This is a genomic window from Streptomyces krungchingensis, from assembly GCF_054729265.1.
The window spans coordinates 2742387-2757749 of sequence record NZ_JBPUKY010000001.1; the positions used below are offsets into that span (position 1 = coordinate 2742387).

14 protein-coding genes are annotated in these 15363 nt (G+C 72.2%); 8 read left to right on the top strand and 6 right to left on the bottom strand.

Going from position 1 to position 15363, the window contains the following annotated elements; translation table 11 throughout:
- Positions 1-86: 86 nt before the first annotated feature.
- The 3 genes from ACSYGO_RS12255 to ACSYGO_RS12265 form a co-directional block, all read right to left on the bottom strand.
- Positions 87-1652 (bottom strand): APC family permease, encoded by a 1566-nt coding sequence (locus tag ACSYGO_RS12255; protein WP_426680239.1) that lies wholly within the window; start codon positions 1650-1652, stop codon positions 87-89.
- 61 nt (positions 1653-1713) lie between these two features.
- Positions 1714-2664, bottom strand: a complete 951-nt coding sequence (locus ACSYGO_RS12260; RefSeq protein WP_426680240.1) for a hypothetical protein — start codon at positions 2662-2664, stop codon at positions 1714-1716.
- A 164-nt stretch (positions 2665-2828) separates the two neighbouring features.
- Positions 2829-4484, bottom strand: coding sequence for an FAD-binding dehydrogenase (locus tag ACSYGO_RS12265; RefSeq protein WP_095933234.1), 1656 nt, complete (start codon positions 4482-4484; stop codon positions 2829-2831).
- A 284-nt stretch (positions 4485-4768) separates the two neighbouring features.
- On the opposite strand from ACSYGO_RS12265, the gene ACSYGO_RS12270 reads away from it, so the two are divergent.
- From ACSYGO_RS12270 to ACSYGO_RS12300, 7 genes are all read left to right on the top strand, one after another.
- A complete protein-coding gene (locus ACSYGO_RS12270; RefSeq protein ID WP_426680241.1) occupies positions 4769-5662 on the top strand; it encodes a DMT family transporter in 894 nt (297 codons plus the stop codon).
- 129 nt (positions 5663-5791) lie between these two features.
- Complete coding sequence (locus tag ACSYGO_RS12275) at positions 5792-6307, top strand: NUDIX hydrolase (protein WP_432176730.1); 516 nt, start codon at positions 5792-5794, stop codon at positions 6305-6307.
- Positions 6308-6492: 185 nt separating this feature from the next.
- Positions 6493-6885, top strand: a complete 393-nt coding sequence (locus ACSYGO_RS12280) for a YidH family protein (protein ID WP_095933244.1) — start codon at positions 6493-6495, stop codon at positions 6883-6885.
- Positions 6882-7211, top strand: coding sequence for a DUF202 domain-containing protein (locus tag ACSYGO_RS12285; RefSeq protein WP_426680243.1), 330 nt, complete (start codon positions 6882-6884; stop codon positions 7209-7211). Before ACSYGO_RS12280 ends, ACSYGO_RS12285 begins: the two co-directional genes overlap by 4 nt.
- Before the next feature lie 297 nt (positions 7212-7508).
- The gene (locus tag ACSYGO_RS12290; RefSeq protein WP_432176729.1) at positions 7509-7805 is read left to right on the top strand and encodes a hypothetical protein; all 297 of its coding nucleotides are present in this window, start codon (positions 7509-7511) and stop codon (positions 7803-7805) included.
- Positions 7806-7989: 184 nt separating this feature from the next.
- The gene (locus ACSYGO_RS12295) at positions 7990-9012 is read left to right on the top strand and encodes a phosphotransferase family protein (protein ID WP_460386662.1); all 1023 of its coding nucleotides are present in this window, start codon (positions 7990-7992) and stop codon (positions 9010-9012) included.
- A 6-nt stretch (positions 9013-9018) separates the two neighbouring features.
- Complete coding sequence (locus ACSYGO_RS12300; RefSeq protein ID WP_460386663.1) at positions 9019-10233, top strand: acyl-CoA dehydrogenase family protein; 1215 nt, start codon at positions 9019-9021, stop codon at positions 10231-10233.
- Between the two features lie 186 nt (positions 10234-10419).
- Here the strand turns inward: ACSYGO_RS12300 and ACSYGO_RS12305 are convergent, their stop codons facing one another.
- The 3 genes from ACSYGO_RS12305 to ACSYGO_RS12315 are packed head-to-tail and all read right to left on the bottom strand — an operon-like array spanning position 10420 to position 13483.
- Positions 10420-11013: a TetR/AcrR family transcriptional regulator gene (locus ACSYGO_RS12305; RefSeq protein WP_028801670.1), complete on the bottom strand. Its 594-nt coding sequence runs from the start codon at positions 11011-11013 to the stop codon at positions 10420-10422.
- A gap of 41 nt (positions 11014-11054) precedes the next feature.
- The gene (locus tag ACSYGO_RS12310) at positions 11055-12722 is read right to left on the bottom strand and encodes a class I adenylate-forming enzyme family protein (RefSeq protein ID WP_460386664.1); all 1668 of its coding nucleotides are present in this window, start codon (positions 12720-12722) and stop codon (positions 11055-11057) included.
- The gene (locus ACSYGO_RS12315; RefSeq protein ID WP_460386665.1) at positions 12719-13483 is read right to left on the bottom strand and encodes an SDR family oxidoreductase; all 765 of its coding nucleotides are present in this window, start codon (positions 13481-13483) and stop codon (positions 12719-12721) included. The genes ACSYGO_RS12310 and ACSYGO_RS12315 overlap by 4 nt, the downstream gene beginning before the upstream one ends.
- Before the next feature lie 579 nt (positions 13484-14062).
- Here ACSYGO_RS12315 and ACSYGO_RS12320 point away from each other — a divergent pair.
- On the top strand, positions 14063-15340 hold the full coding sequence (locus ACSYGO_RS12320; RefSeq protein ID WP_426680250.1) for an exo-beta-N-acetylmuramidase NamZ family protein: 1278 nt from the start codon (positions 14063-14065) through the stop codon (positions 15338-15340).
- Positions 15341-15363: the final 23 nt, after the last annotated feature.

The following is a 15363-nucleotide window of genomic DNA, read 5'->3' on the forward strand; positions in this document are numbered from 1 at the left end:
AAAAGCCAGCGGTGGCGGGTGCCCGTCAGAGTTCCGTCATCTTTTCCCACGAGCCGTCCGGGAGGAGCCGGTCCGGCGTGGCGGTGTCAGGACGCGGATTCGGCCGCCTTGTCCAGCTGGAATGCCTCGTTGCCGAGACCGATGCGGGCGTGCGCCTCGGGCTTGCGGGCGCGCAGGACGAGCCCCTGGACGACACCGATCACCAGGGCGGCCCCGATGATCGACGGAAGCAGCCAGCTCAGCGACGAGTCCGGGCCCGCGCCGACGAGGACGTCGAAGTCCTTGACCGTGTAGACCGCGATGACGAGCAGGGCGATGCCCGCGAGCGCCGAGGTGACCAGGCGCCAGGCCTGGGCGCCCGCCGCGCCGCGCCGGGCGAAGAAGACGATGACGGAGAGCGAGGCGATCGCCATCAGCACGATGACGCCGAGCGCGCCGATGTTGCCGCCCCAGGTGAACAGGTGCAGCACGGGTGCGGTCGGGTCACCGGTGGGCTTGTCGTCGGCGACGGCGAAGGCGATCACGAACACCAGGGACACCGCGGTCTGCAGCAGCGAACCGGAACCGGGGGCGCCGCTCGATCCGGTGGTGCGTCCGAAGGCCGCGGGCAGCAGGCCCTCGCGGCCCATGGCGAAGGCGTACCGGGCGACGACGTTGTGGAAGCTGAGCATGGCGGCGAACATGCCGGTCACGAACAGGATGTGCAGCACGTCGGTGAAGGTGCCGCCGAGCCGCGACTCGGTGAGGAAGAAGAGCAGGCCCGCGCTCTGCTTCTGGGAGGCTCCGACGATGCCCGAGGGGCCGGTGGCCACGGTGAGCGCCCAGCAGCTGACCGCGAAGAACACGGCGACGCCGCCGACGGCGAGGAACATCACGCGCGGCACCAGGATGTGCGGACGGCTGGTCTCCTCCGCGTACACGGGGGCCTGTTCGAAGCCGAGGAAGGCCGCGATGCAGAAGCACAGCGCGGTGCCGACGCCCGCGCCGGTGAGCGTGTCCGGGTTGAAGGCGTGCAGCGACAGTCCTTCCTTCGCCGGGTCGGCGACCGCGGCGACGTCGAAGATGACGACGAGGGCCACCTCGATGACGAGCAGGACGCCCAGCACGCGCGCGTTGACGTCGATCTTCAGCCAACCGAGCGCGCCGACGAGCAGGACGGCCACCAGCGCGGGGATCCACCAGGCGATCTCGAGGTCGAGGTAGGTGGAGAAGAGCCCGGAGACCTCGAAGCCGAAGATGCCGTAGATGCCGACCTGGAGGGCGTTGTAGGCGACGAGGGCGACGAGGGCCGCCGCCGCGCCCGCGGTGCCGCCGAGGCCGCGCGAGATGTACGCGTAGAAGGCGCCCGCGTTGTGGACGTGCCGGCTCATCTCGGCGTATCCGACGCTGAAGAGCACGAGGACCACGCCGAGGATGACGAAGAGCAGCGGCTGCCCGACGATGCCCATCACCGCGAATGTGGTGGGCATGACACCCGCGACCACCATGAGCGGCGCGGTGGCGGCCAGGACGGACAGCAGCAGTCCCCCCGTGCCCAGCCGGTCGGCGCGCAGCGCGCGGTCCTGTCCCTTGAACGTGCTGATGCCGGCGCCGTCGGCGTCCGGTCTGCCCGTGCTCGACGTACTCGATGTGCTCGAACTGCCCGTCGTCATCGCGGGTCGTCCTTTCGGGGTGCGGTTTTCCGGGGGTCGCGGGTGCTCGCGGAGGTGCTGTTCAGACCGTGCCGAGCGCGCTGTCGCGTGCGGCACGGAAGGCTCGGTGGGGATCGCGGTCGGGGTACGACCACGGCGCCTCGGTGGCGTGTTCGCCGATGCGGTGGAACAGGGCGGCGGCCTCGGCGCCGCGCCCCTCGCAGAACTTGGCGTGGGCGAGGAAGTTGAGGTCGACCAGGCGGCGCGGGTGGTCCTCGTGCTCCCACTCCAGCCACCAGTCGAAGGCGGCCTTCATCACCTGGCGGGCCCGGCGTCCGATCCAGTGCCCGGAGGCGACCGGGTCCGCGGGTTCGCTGCCGGCGCCGGCGAGCACGCGGTAGCGCTCGGCGTGCGCGACGACCGGCAGGACGGCGAGGGGCGAGTCGGCGGGGGCCTGTTCGGCGGCCCAGTTGGCGAAGTCGTAGACCTCGTGCAGCGGGTCCTGGCCCGCGGCGGCACGGCGCTCGGCGAGCCGGGCCACCATCAGATGGTGGGCGTGATGGTGGTCGGCGTAGCGGTGGCGGACCTCGTCGAAGAGCCGCACCACCTCGTCTTCGGTGCCGAGGGTCCGCTCCAGGACGAGCAGGCCGAGCCACGGCGTGGGGTCGGCGGGCGCGAGCGCGGCGGCGGCGTGACAGGCCTCGCGGGCGCGCTCCGGCCGCGCCTTGCCGTCCAGCGCGCGCTGGACGGTGGCACAGCCGAAGAGCACGGCGGCGTCGGCGGACTCGGGCTCCGCGAGCTGCCAGTCGCGGACCCAGGCGAGCGCGGCGGGCGCCTGCGCCAGCACGGTGACGCGGTGGCCTCGGCGGTCCCAGTCGTCGCCGGTCGCGGCGAGCAGTGCGCGCACGGCGGTCCAGCGGCCCTGGTTCAACGCGGTGCGTGCCGTGGCGAGTTCGGCGTCGTCGAGCGCGGGGTCGAAGGCATGGGCCGCGCGCTTGCGACCGCGGCCGAGGGGAGGCGGGGGTGGTGACACCGCGGGGTCGTCCTCACAGGCGCGGTTCGTCGGGAGCCGATCACGCACAGCCAACCGGCAGCCAAGGCTTCACGTCAAGGGCGGCCGGTCCGCTACACGTGTCAACTCCCCTTACGGGCCGCGGGGTTGCCCCCGCGGCCCGCTGCCGGCACCCCGCTTTCCGGTCAGCCGACCGCCTTGGCCGCCGCCCGGCCCGCGGTACGTCCGGAGAACAGGCAGCCGCCGAGGAACGTGCCTTCGAGCGACCGGTAGCCGTGGACCCCGCCGCCGCCGAACCCCGCGGCCTCGCCCGCGGCGTACACGCCCTCCAGCGGGTCGCCGCCCTCCGTGAGCACACGCGAGGAGAGGTCCGTCTCCAGCCCTCCGAGCGTCTTGCGGGTGAGGATGTTGAGCCGGACGGCGATCAGCGGGCCCGCCTTGGGGTCGAGGATGCGGTGCGGCGCGGCCGTGCGGATCAGCCGGTCGCCGAGGAACCTGCGGGCACCGTGGATCGCCGTGACCTGGAGGTCCTTGGTGAACGGGTTGGCGATCTCGCGGTCGCGGGCGACGATCTCGTGGCGCAGCGCGGCCTCGTCGATGAGCGGTTCCTTGGTGAGCGCGTTCATCCCGCGCACCAGCGCCCCGAGGTCCTTCTCCACGACGAAGTCCGCCCCGTGGTCCATGAAGGCCTTGACCGGCCCCGGCACGTCGGCGCGCGCCCGGCCGATCACGTCCTTGACCGACTTGCCGGTCAGGTCCGGGTTCTGCTCCGAGCCGGAGAGCGCGAACTCCTTGCCGATGATCCGCTGGTCGAGCACGAACCACGTGTGGTCGTACCCGGTCCGCATGATGTGTTCGAGCGTGCCCAGCGTGTCGAAGCCGGGGAAGAGCGGCACCGGCAGGCGGTTGCCGCGCGCGTCGAGCCAGAGGGAGGACGGGCCCGGGAGGATGCGGATGCCGTGGTTCTCCCAGATCGGGTTCCAGTTCTGGATGCCCTCGGTGTAGTGCCACATCCGGTCGCGGTTGATGAGGCGGGCACCGGCTTCCTCGGCGATCCCCAGCATCCTGCCGTCCACGTGCGCGGGCACGCCGGCGATCATCCGCTCGGGCGGGCTGCCCAGCCGCTCCGGCCAGTTGGCCCGTACGAGGTCGTGGTTGCCGCCGATGCCGCCCGACGTGACGATCACCGCCTGGGCCTTGAACTCGAAGGCGCCGGTGACCTTGCGGCTGCTGGCCTGGCCGCGTTCGATGCCGGACGGTTCCAGGATCTCGCCGGTGACGGTGTCCACGGAGCCCCCGCTGCGGGACAGGCCCGTGACGCGGTGGCGGAACTTCAGCTGCACCAGACCGCGGGCGGCACCCGCCCGCACCCGCCGCTCGAAGGGCGCCACGAGGCCGGGCCCCGTCCCCCAGGTGATGTGGAAGCGGGGTACCGAATTGCCGTGCCCGTTGGCGTCGTAGCCGCCGCGCTCGGCCCAGCCCACCACGGGGAAGAACCGCACGCCCTGCCGGTGCAGCCAGGACCGCTTCTCGCCGGCCGCGAAGTCGACGTAGGCCTCGGCCCATTGCCGGGGCCAGTGGTCCTCGGGCCGGTCGAAGGCGGCCGTGCCCATCCAGTCCTGGAGGGCGAGCGCGTGGCTGTCCTTGATCCGCATGCGGCGCTGCTCGGGCGAGTCGACGAAGAAGAGTCCGCCGAACGACCAGTGCGCCTGCCCGCCGATCGACTGCTCGGGCTCCTGGTCGAGGAGGATCACCCTGCGGCCTGCGTCGACGAGTTCCGCGGTCGCCGCGAGCCCGGCGAGGCCCGCTCCGATCACGATCACATCTGCGTCGTAGGCCATGGGCCCGTCCTCTCGGCATTCCGACTGGTCGGATCGGTGTCGTCATGGGGGTATTCATGACGTTTGTCACGAACCGATCGGCTTCGTCGTTGGTTGATGAGACATTGGTGGAGGTTGACGTCGCCGTCGACCACAGCTTGTTACTGGTCGGTCGATCCTTCGGCAAGAAGAGTGACCGAGTCAACTGCCTGATTCCGGGTACTCCCGGGGGCAGGCCCCGACCCATGGCACTACAGTCGGCGGGAACGCAACCGTGGCCCGCCTGACGTCAAGAGGTACTCAGCGTGTCGGTTCTCGTTCTGATCCTTGCCGTGAGCGCGGCCTGCTGTCTCGGCTTCGGCTTCGTGCTCCAGCAGAACGCGGCCTCGCACGCGCCGCTCAGCGACTTCCTCTCCCCCCGGCTGCTGCTCGACCTGATCCGCGTTCCGCGCTGGCTGGGCGGCATAGGGCTCATGGTCTGCGGTCTGGTCCTCGGTGCGATCGCCCTGGGCAAGGGCGAGCTCTCCCTCGTGGAGCCGCTCCTCGCGACGAACCTCCTCTTCGCGCTCGCCCTCTCCCGTCACCAGACGAAACAGCCGCTGGGACGGCAGGGATGGGCCGGGCTCGCGCTGCTCGCGGGCGGCGTCACCGCGTTCATCGTGGCCGGACAGCCGGAGGGCGGCGACGCCGTCACCGATCCGCTGCGCCATTGGCTGATCATCGGGATCATGATCGGCCTCGCGCTGCTCCTCACCACGTACGCCAAGCGGTCCCGGCTCAGCGCGGCACCGGTGCTGCTCGCCGTCGCCGCCGGACTGCTGTACGGCGTCCAGGACGCGCTGACCCGGGTCAGCGGACAGCGGTTCGGCGAGGGCGGCTGGGGCGAACTGCTCACCGGCTGGCAGCCCTACGTGGTGCTGGTGCTCGGCGTGACCGGTCTGATCCTGGTGCAGAGCGCCTTCGAGACCGCGCCGCTGCGGATGTCGCTGCCCGCGCTCACCGCGGCCCAGCCGATCGCGGGCATCGTCTGCGGGGTGGGCTTCCTCGGGGACCGGCTGCGCATGGACGCCGGGGCCCTCGCATGGGAGGCCGCGGGCCTCGCCGCCGTCGTGGTGGGCATCGTGCTGCTGGGACTGCACCCGGCGATGCCCGCCGGCACGTCGGAGACGGAGCGGTCGCGGGACCTCCAGCCGCGTTGAGGAGCACGCTCCGGACGACGCCGACCGCGTAGAAGCGGGGGCAGGCCCGGACGACGGGGACCGCGGGACCTCCGCGGCGGGCGGCGGGCGCACCGCCCGCGCGTCGCCCGGGACTGCTTGGATGGGGGCATGAGCGCCGCCGACGAGATCCTCGACATCGTGGACGAGAACGACCAGGTCATCGGGCAGTCCCGGCGAGGGGAGGCGTACGCGCGCGGGCTGCGCCACCGGGCCGTGTTCGTCCTGGCGCGGGACGCCGAGGGCCGTGTCTTCGTCCATCGCCGCACACCCACGAAGCTGGTCTTCCCCTCCTTCTACGACATGTTCGTCGGCGGGGTCGTCGGCACGGGCGAGTCCTACGACGACGCCGCGCTGCGCGAGGCGGAGGAGGAGCTCGGCGTCCAGGGACTCCCCCGGCCCGTGCCGCTGTTCAAGTTCCTGTACGACGACGGTGCCGGGCAGAGCTGGTGGTCGGCCGTGTACGAGGTCCGCTGCGAACTGCCGGTGAACCCGCAGGTGGAAGAGGTCGCCTGGCACGACTTCCTCTCCGAGGAGGAGCTGGAGAGCCGTCTGACGGACTGGACATGGGTCCCGGACGGCCTGGCCGCCTACGAGCGCCTCAAGGAGCACCGCGCGGCGGACTGAGGAACCGGGGCCGGGCGGAACGAGGACCCGGGCGGCGGACCGCGGGCCGGGCCACTGGACCGCCTCGGACGGATGGGCCGGAGACTCGGGCGGAGGGGCCGGACAGCAGCCCGCCTCGGACGGAGGCCGGGCCTCGCGCAGAGGGCCCGCGATGGGCCCCGCACCGGACCGGTAGGGTCCTGGGCGTGATCGAACTCGTGCGGAATGTCCGGTTGTGGTTCGCGCCCCAGGAGATCCGCCAGGAGGGCGGGACGCCGGACTACCGGTTCTCGCTGGCGAACGAGCGGACCTTCCTCGCCTGGCTGCGCACGGCGCTGGCGCTGATCGGCGGCGGCTTCGCGGTGGACCAGTTCCTGCCGGACCTGCGCTGGGCCTGGCGCGTCGGCCTCGCGCTCGCCCTGCTGGGCGCGGGCGTGCTCTGCTCGCTGCGCGCCGTCAATCACTGGGTGCGCTGCGAGCGCGCCATGCGCCGCGGCGAGGACCTGCCGGTGTCGCGCTTCCCCGCGCTGCTGAGCATCGCCGTCGCCGTCGTCGCGCTCGCGATGGTGTTCGTGGTGCTCGCCGGGTGGGCGGGGTGACGTCGCAGGCCCAGGACGAGCGGGACCCGGGCCTCCAGCCGGAACGCACCCGCCTCGCCTGGCGCCGTACGACCCTGTCGAGCACGGTCGCCGCCCTGCTCGCCATGAAGACGGCACTGCACGCAGGCCGCTCGGTGGCCGGACTGCTGGCCTGTGCGCTGTGCTGCGCGCTGTGGCTGGGCTTCCTGGCGCTGGCCCATCACCGCATCCGGACCCTGTCGACGGCCGGCCCGGGCGGCCCGGCGGCACTCGCGCCCCGGCACGCGACCGCGGCGGCCCTGTGCACCGTGGCGCTGGCCGTGTGCGCGGTGGCGCTCGTGTTCTGAGGGACGGCCCCGCCGGTGCTGCGGACCGCTCCCTCCGGGTACTCCGGGCCCGCCCCCGGTCGGCCTGCCGATCGGCCCATCGGTCGGCCCACTCGCCGACCACGACGACGGGGCGAGTCACCGGCGGGACGGCACGTCCGGCGGCCCGGCCCACCGGGCGCGTCGGCTCCGCGGGCGTACGGCGGTCTCGACCCTCCGGGGTACACGGACGGCACGCATGCCCGAAAAACCACAATTGCCCCGTTTCTCGGCGCTAGCCTGAGCCGTCATTCCACGCCACTTCCGAAGGTGAGCAGCATGACCACCCTTCACCAGGAGCACCCGACCCACGAGCACACCCACGGCCCGGACTGCGGTCACCCCCAGGTGCGGCACGGGGACCACGTCGACTACGCGCACGACGGACACCTGCACCGCGAGCACTCCGGGCACTGGGACGAGTGCGAGCCGAGCGGCCACGTCACGCACGAGGAGCACGGACACCAGCACGGCGAGGGCTGCGGGCACACGGCGGTGGCGCACGGCGACCACCTCGACTACCTGCACGACGGCCACCGGCACGCCCGGCACGACGGGCACTGGGACGACCACTGAGCAGTCGCTCCCCCTGGCGCCGACCCGGCGCCGCTCCCCTCACGGCGTCTCCCCTCGGCCGCGCGGCCCGCACGTCCGCGCGACCCCGGGGAGACGCCGATCACGTTTCGCGCACCCACTGGACGACATACCGACCGGTCGGCATCATGGTCGACATCCGGTTTCCATGTGCGTAGGAGCAATGATGAGCCCAGACCACCCGCCAGGTCTCGATCTCGACCAGCTGCGCGGCCTGCTCGACCGTGAGCGCCCGGGACTGGTGCACGGCCCCCTGACCGGCCGGCTGATCGAAGGCGGACGGTCGAACCTCACCTACGCGGTCACCGACGGCACCGCGAAGTGGGTCGTCCGACGGCCTCCGCTGGGCCATGTGCTGGCCACCGCGCACGACATGAAGCGCGAGCACCGGGTGATCAGCGCCCTGCACCCGACGGCCGTGCCGGTACCCGCCCCGCTGCTGCTGTGCGAGGACGAGTCGGTGCTCGGTGCGCCGTTCTACGTCATGGAGTTCGTGGAGGGGACGCCGTACCGCACCGCGCAGCAGCTCGCCCCGCTCGGCGCGCAGCGCACCCGCGACGCCGTCCTCGGGCTGGTGGACACACTGGTCGAGCTGCACGCGGTCGACCCGGCGGAAGTGGGCCTCGGCGACTTCGGCCGCCCCGAGGGCTTCCTCGACCGGCAGCTGCGCCGCTGGGGCAAGCAGCTGGACGCGTCCAGGAACCGTGAACTCTCGGGGATCGACGAGCTGCACGCCGCGCTGGGGCGCGAGCTGCCGCACTCCCCGGCGCCCGCCGTGGTGCACGGCGACTACCGGCTCGACAACGTGCTGATCGGCACCGACGACCGCATCAAGGCCATCCTCGACTGGGAGATGTCCACGCTCGGCGATCCGCTCACCGACCTCGGCCTGCTGGTGATGTACAGCGCGCCGCTGGACCTGCCGAACTCCCCCATCAGCACGACCGCCTCGGCCGCCGGGCACCCCGACCCGGCCGAGCTCGTCGAGCGGTACGCCGCGCGCTCGGGGCGCGACGTGTCCGCCGTCTCCTGGTACACGGCCTTCGCCTGGTTCAAGCTCGCCGTGATCCTGGAGGGCATCCACTACCGCTACACGCTCGGCCAGACGGTCGGCGCCGGCTTCGACCGCATCGGCGAGCTGGTGCCCTTCTTCATCGAGCACGGCCTGACCACCCTTCAGGAAGGCTGATCCGCCATGGACTTCGCATTCGACGCACGCACCGAGGAACTGCGCGCCAAGCTGCTCGCCTTCATGGACGAGTACGTCTATCCGGCGGAGGCCGTCGCCGAGGAACAGCGCGCCCGGCTGGCGTCGCCCTGGGACACCTCGGCCGTCGTCGGGGAGCTGAAGGCCGAGGCCCGCAGGCAGGGCCTGTGGAACCTCTTCCTGCCCGACTCGGAGTACGGCGCCGGGCTGACCAACCTCCAGTACGCGCCGCTCGCCGAGATCACCGGCCGCAGCCCGCACCTGGCGCCCACCGCGCTGAACTGCGCCGCTCCCGACACCGGGAACATGGAGGTGCTCGCGCAGTTCGGCGACGAGCAGCAGAGGAAGCAGTGGCTGGAGCCGCTGCTCGCCGGTGAGATCCGCTCGGCGTTCGCGATGACCGAGCCCGAGGTCGCCTCCTCCGACGCCACGAACATCACCACGCACATCCGGCGGGACGGCGACGAGTACGTCATCACCGGCCGCAAGTGGTACATCTCCGGGGCGATGAACCCGGACTGCAAGATCTTCATCGTGATGGGCAAGACGGACCCCGAGGGGTCCGACATCCGCCGTCAGCAGTCGATGGTGCTGGTGCCGCGCGACACCCCGGGCGTCGAGGTCCGGCGCGCCATGCAGGTGTACGGCTACGAGGACCATTCGCACGGGGGGCACGCCGAGGTCGTCTTCGACCAGGTGCGGGTGCCCGTCGCCAACCTGGTCGGCGAGGAGGGCGGCGGCTTCGCCATCGCCCAGGCGCGGCTCGGGCCGGGGCGCATCCACCACTGCATGCGGCTGATCGGCATGGCCGAGCGGGCGATCGAGCTGATGTGCCGGCGGGCCGTGTCCCGTACGGCGTTCGGCAAGCCGCTCGCCCAGCAGGGCGTCGTGCAGAACTGGATCGCCGACGCCCGGGTCGCCGTCGAGCAGCTGCGGCTGCTGGTGCTGAAGACCGCGTGGATGATGGACACGGTCGGCAACAAGGGCGCGCACACCGAGATCCAGGCCATCAAGATCGCCACGCCTCGTACCGTGGTCGACATCCTCGACAAGGCCGTGCAGTTGCACGGGGCCGGGGGCGTCAGCCAGGACTTCCCGCTGGCGGAGCTGTGGGCGAGCGCGCGCACGCTGAAGCTGGCCGACGGCCCGGACGAGGTGCACCAGCGGTCGCTGGCGCGGCGGGAGATCAAGCAGTACCTGTGACGCGGGGCTCCGCGGGCGCGGCGGGGGCGACCCGGCGGGGTTCTCGCCCCCGCCGCCCCTGCCCGTCCCTTGACCCGGGGGGCAGCCACCCCCGGACCCCCGCATCGGGCTGGACGGCCTCGTCCTCGAGCGCCGGACGGGCTACGACTCTCCGGCCCGGGCCGACGGAACATCGGTCCCCGGCGGTTACGGCCTCAGCGCCCGGAGCAGGAGATCCGCGAGGTGGTCGGCCACCTGCTGCGGCGTGAGCGGGCCGTCGGGGCGGTACCACGTGGACAGGTGGTGCACGGAACCGAAGTGGTAGTCGACGACCAGGTCCGCGGGCGTGGCCGTGGAGAAGACGCCCTTCTTCTGGCCCTCCTCGATCAGCGCACGGAAACGCTCGTGGTAGCGCCGCCGTTCCGCACGCACCTGCTTGTGCTTCTCGGGGCTGAGGTGGTGCATGGAGCGGAAGAAGATCGACGCGTCGTCGAGGTTGTCGATCGTCGTGACGACGACGTCGGCCGCGGCCCCGCGCAACCGCTCCTCGACGGGCGCGTCCGCGTCGGCGAAGGCGTCCAGCCGTTCCTGCTGGATGCGCAGCACGCGCGCGTAGACCTCGTGCAGGAGGTCGTCCTTGGATCCGAAGTAGTGGTACAGCGCCCCCTTGGTGACGCCGGCCGCCTCGACGATCTCCTGCACGGAGGTCCGGTCGTACCCCTGCTCCGCGAAGAGCCGGGTGGCGGCGGCCAAGAGCCGCTGCGGGACGGGCGTGCCGTCACCGTCCGTCGTCCTGGGCACTGCCGCCACCTGCCTTCCGAGGGTTGTCTTCGCGTTGTCGTCTACTGGGACTCATGGGAGCGGGAACGCAGTTCCCGACGGAGGATCTTCCCACTTGCCGTCTTCGGCAGGTCGGGGAGGATCTCCACCTCCCGCGGGTATTTGTAGGCGGCCAGTCTCTCCTTGCAGTACGCGGCGAGCGCGTCGGGGTCCTCCTCGGCACCCGGACGCAGGCTGATGTACGCCTTGACGGTCTCGCCCCGGTAGCCGTCCGGCACCCCGACCACGGCCGCCTCGCGGACCGCCGGATGGGTGTAGAGGACGTCCTCGACCTCTCGGGGCCACACCTTGAAACCGGACGCGTTGATCATGTCCTTCTTGCGGTCGACCACGTACAGCCAGCCGTCGGCGTCCATGAAACCGATGTCACCGGTGCGCAGCTCGCCGTCCGGGAAGGTCTCCGCGGTGGCCTCGGGGCGTTGCCAGTAGCCGGGGACGACCTGCGGTCCCCGTACGACGATCTCGCCCTGCTCGCCGAACGGCACCTCCTGCCCGAGGTCGTCGACAATGCGGACGACGGTGTCGGGGCCGGGCACACCCACCGCGAGCGTCCCCGAGACGGGGTCCACCGGCGCTTCGCGGCTCGGGGGCACGGAGGCGCAGGGCGCGGTGCACTCGGTGAGGCCGTAGCCGTTGCGGATGTACGGCCCGAAGCCGGCGCGGAACTTCTCGACGAGGGCGGGCGGCAGCGGGGCGCCGCCGGAGGAGATGACCGTGAAGGAGGCGAAGTGCCCGGGAGTGACCGCCGGGTGCGCGGCCAGGGCCATGAAGGCGGTCGACGGGCCGACGGTGTAGTGGGGCGCGTGCTCGGCGAACGCGTCGAGGACGACCCCCGCCTCGAAGCGGTAGGCGAGGACGAGCGTGCCGCGGCTGTTGAGGCAGGCGGCGAGCTGGCAGACCATGCCGGTGATGTGGAACAGGGGCGCCATCGCGAAGTACACGGGCGACTCGGGCAGGCCGAGGCCGGTCCGCTGCCGCTCGGCGTTGTACATGATGTTGCCGTGCGTGTTGGTGGCTCCCTTGGGGGTGCCGCTCGTGCCGGAGGTGTAGCTGATCAGGGCGATGTCGTCGGGTCCGAGGGCACGGCCGTCGGGTGCCGGGTGGCCCTGCCGGGCGACGGTCACGAGGTCGGCGGTGCCCGCGGCGGCGGGCAGCCGCTCGAAGTTCAGTACGCGGGTGTCGTTGCGCGTCTGGAGGTCCAGCTCGCACGACGTCAGGACGAGGCGTACGGAGGAGCCGGCGGCCGTCTCCCGCAGGTACGAGCCCCAGGCCCGGTCGGAGCAGACGAGGGCGACGACCGCGGCGTCGTCGAGCACGTGCCGGACCTCGGCCGACTTGTACATCGGGTTGACGGGGACGACGGTCGCGCCGGCCTTCCAGGCGCCGAGCAGGGCGACGACGAACTGCGGGGAGTTCTGGAGCAGGATCGCGACCCGGTCACCGCGCTCCAGGCCGCCGGCGGCGAGGTGCCCGGCGACGGAGTCGCTCAGTGCGTCGATCTCGCGGTAGCTGAGCCGGCCGTCGAAGTAGGCGAGCGCGGTGCGGTCGGGGGTGTGCGCCACGGCCGCGCGGACCGCGTGCACCAGGGTGTCGGGCGGGCTCACGGGGGCACGCTGGGCCTCGTCGAGCAGCGCGAGCCACGGCTGGGCGGCGTAGCCGGAAGTGGTCACCGGCCCGCCTCCCACTTCTGCTGGATGTGGTTCATGTTCGTCATCCAGCGGTCGGGGTCCGCGGCCCGTGCCGCGTAGAACCCGGCGACCTCGGGGTGCGGCAGGATCAGGAAGCGGTCCTCCTCGATGCCCTTGAAGAGCGCGTCGGCGACGTCCTCGGGCTCGATGGCGGTGGGCTGGAGCACCAGGTCACCGGCGCTTCCGGTGGCGTCGAGCATGTCGGTGCGCACGCCCTGCGGGCAGATCGCGTGGACCTTGAGGCCGCGGTGGCGGTACGTCAGGGAGAGCCATTCGGCGAAGGCGTACGCGCCGTGCTTGGTGACGCTGTAGGGCGCTGCGCCGATCATGGTGAGCAGTCCGGCGGCGGAGACGGTGGAGACGAACCGGCCGCTGCCGCGCTCCAGCCAGGCCGGGAGCAGTTCCTGGGCGGCGCGTACGTGGGCCATCACATTGACGTCCCAGGCGAGCTCCCAGACCTTCTCGCCGGCGGCCTCGGTACCGGCGGAGGCGAGACCGGCGTTGGCGCAGTAGACGTCGATCGTGCCGCCGAGGGCGTCACGCGCCTCGGCGACGATCCTGGACGCGTCGCCCGGGACCGCGACGGCGCCGACCTCGTCGGCCACGGCCTTGGCCTTGGCGGCGTCCAGGTCGTTCACGACGACCCTGGCCCCCTCGGCGGCGAAGCGCCGGGCCAGGGCGGCTCCGATACCGCCTCCCGCTCCGGTGACGACCACTCGGGCATCCTGCACGGCTTCCACCATCGGTCTCCTTCGACGCGACGCGAATCGGCTCTGCTGCAGCGCCAGACTAACCAGTCGGTATGTTGCGAGGGAAGGGGTGTCCGGCGTCGTGGCGGGCCCGAGCGGTGTGACCTGTGCGGCTCCCCCGCGGCGCGGCGAGGCGGTCCGGCCGTACGTCCCCGACGGCGTCACCCCTGCGGCGCGGCTCTCCCGGACACGCGGAAGCACGCTCGCGTGGGCCACGGGAACGGGGAGGACGGTCGGGCGGGCGACCCTGTTGCGCCATCCGGCACGCCTGACAGGCGCCGCCCACCGATCGCGGTCAGGGTGAAGTGGTCCGGGTGCGACACCCCACGGCCTCACCCGGGCGGCACCAGGCGCGGTCCGAGGCACGTCCCGGGCGACACCTCACGGACCCGGCGGTACCGGCGCGGACTCGGCGGTATCGGCGCGTACCCGGCGGGACCGTCCCGGACCTGGCGGCGTCGGCTCGGGGCGGCTCACGGAGCGCGGTTCGCGCCGCGTTCGCGGGTATTCCGGATCACCCCGCGGAGCGCGTAGCGTGCCCATGCCAGCTTCCGCGATCACGGAGGTCACACCATGCGCCCCGACGCTTCCGGCTCCGCACGACGTGGGGGGACCCCCCTGTCCAGACGGGCCGTCCTCGCTGCCGGCACCGCCGCGGCGGCCCTGGCTCCGGTACCGGCCGCGGCGGCCCCGGGCGGCCGCGCCAAGCTGCGCACCGGCTTCGAGCGCCTCGAAGGGGACGGCTACGCCCTGCTGGACGGCGAGCGGGTCGGCGTGGTCACCAACCCGACGGGCGTCACCCGCGACGTCCGGCACATCGTCGACGTCATGCACACCGACGCCCGGGTGAACGTGATCGCCGTCTTCGGTCCCGAGCACGGCTTCCGCGGCACCGCGCAGGCCGGTGGTTCCGAGGGCCGGTACGACGACCCGGCGACCGGGCTCCCGGTCTACGACACGTACCAGAAGAGCGGGCAGCCGCTCGCCGACGTCTTCACCGCCTCCGGTGTGGACACCGTGGTCTTCGACATCCAGGACGTGGGCGCCCGCTTCTACACGTACATCTGGACGCTGTACGACTGCATGGAGGCCGCGCAGCTCGCCGGCAAGCGCTTCGTGGTGCTGGACCGGCCGAACCCGGTGACGGGGCGGGACGCGTTCGGGCCCGTCCTGCACAAGGAGTTCGCGACCTTCGTCGGACGGCAGCCCGTCTCCCAGGCGCACGGGATGACCGTGGCGGAACTGGCGCGGCTGTTCAACAAGGAGTTCCTGGCGAAGCCGGTGAAGCTGGACACGGTCCTGATGTCCGGCTGGAAGCGCTCGGACTTCTACGACGCCTCCGGGCTGCCCTGGGTACCGCCGAGCCCGAACATGCCGACGCCCGACACGGCCCTGGTGTACTCGGGGTCCTGTCTCTTCGAGGGCACCAACCTGTCGGAGGGGCGGGGCACCACCCGCCCGTTCGAGCTGCTCGGCGCCGAGGGCGTCGACGGGCGGTGGGCCGCGGCGGCGGAACGCCTCGGGCTGCCCGGCGTGCACTTCAGGGAGGCGTACTTCGCCCCCACGTTCTCCAAGTTCCAGGGCAAGACCATCGGGGGCGTGCAGATCCATGTGCACGACCGGGCCGCCTTCGACCCCGTACGCACCGGCATCGCGCTGCTCGTGACGGCCAAGCAGGTCTGGAGCGGCTTCGCCTGGCGCTCCGACAACTGGATCGACAAACTCACGGGCTCGACCCTGGTGCGCACGAGGATCGACGCCGGGGCGTCGGCCGACGAGGTCGTGGCGGCCTGGCAGGACGAGCTGAAGGCCTTCCGGCAGATGCGCAAGGAGTATCTCGTCTACAAGTGAGTGAGCCGTGACGTATGGCCAAC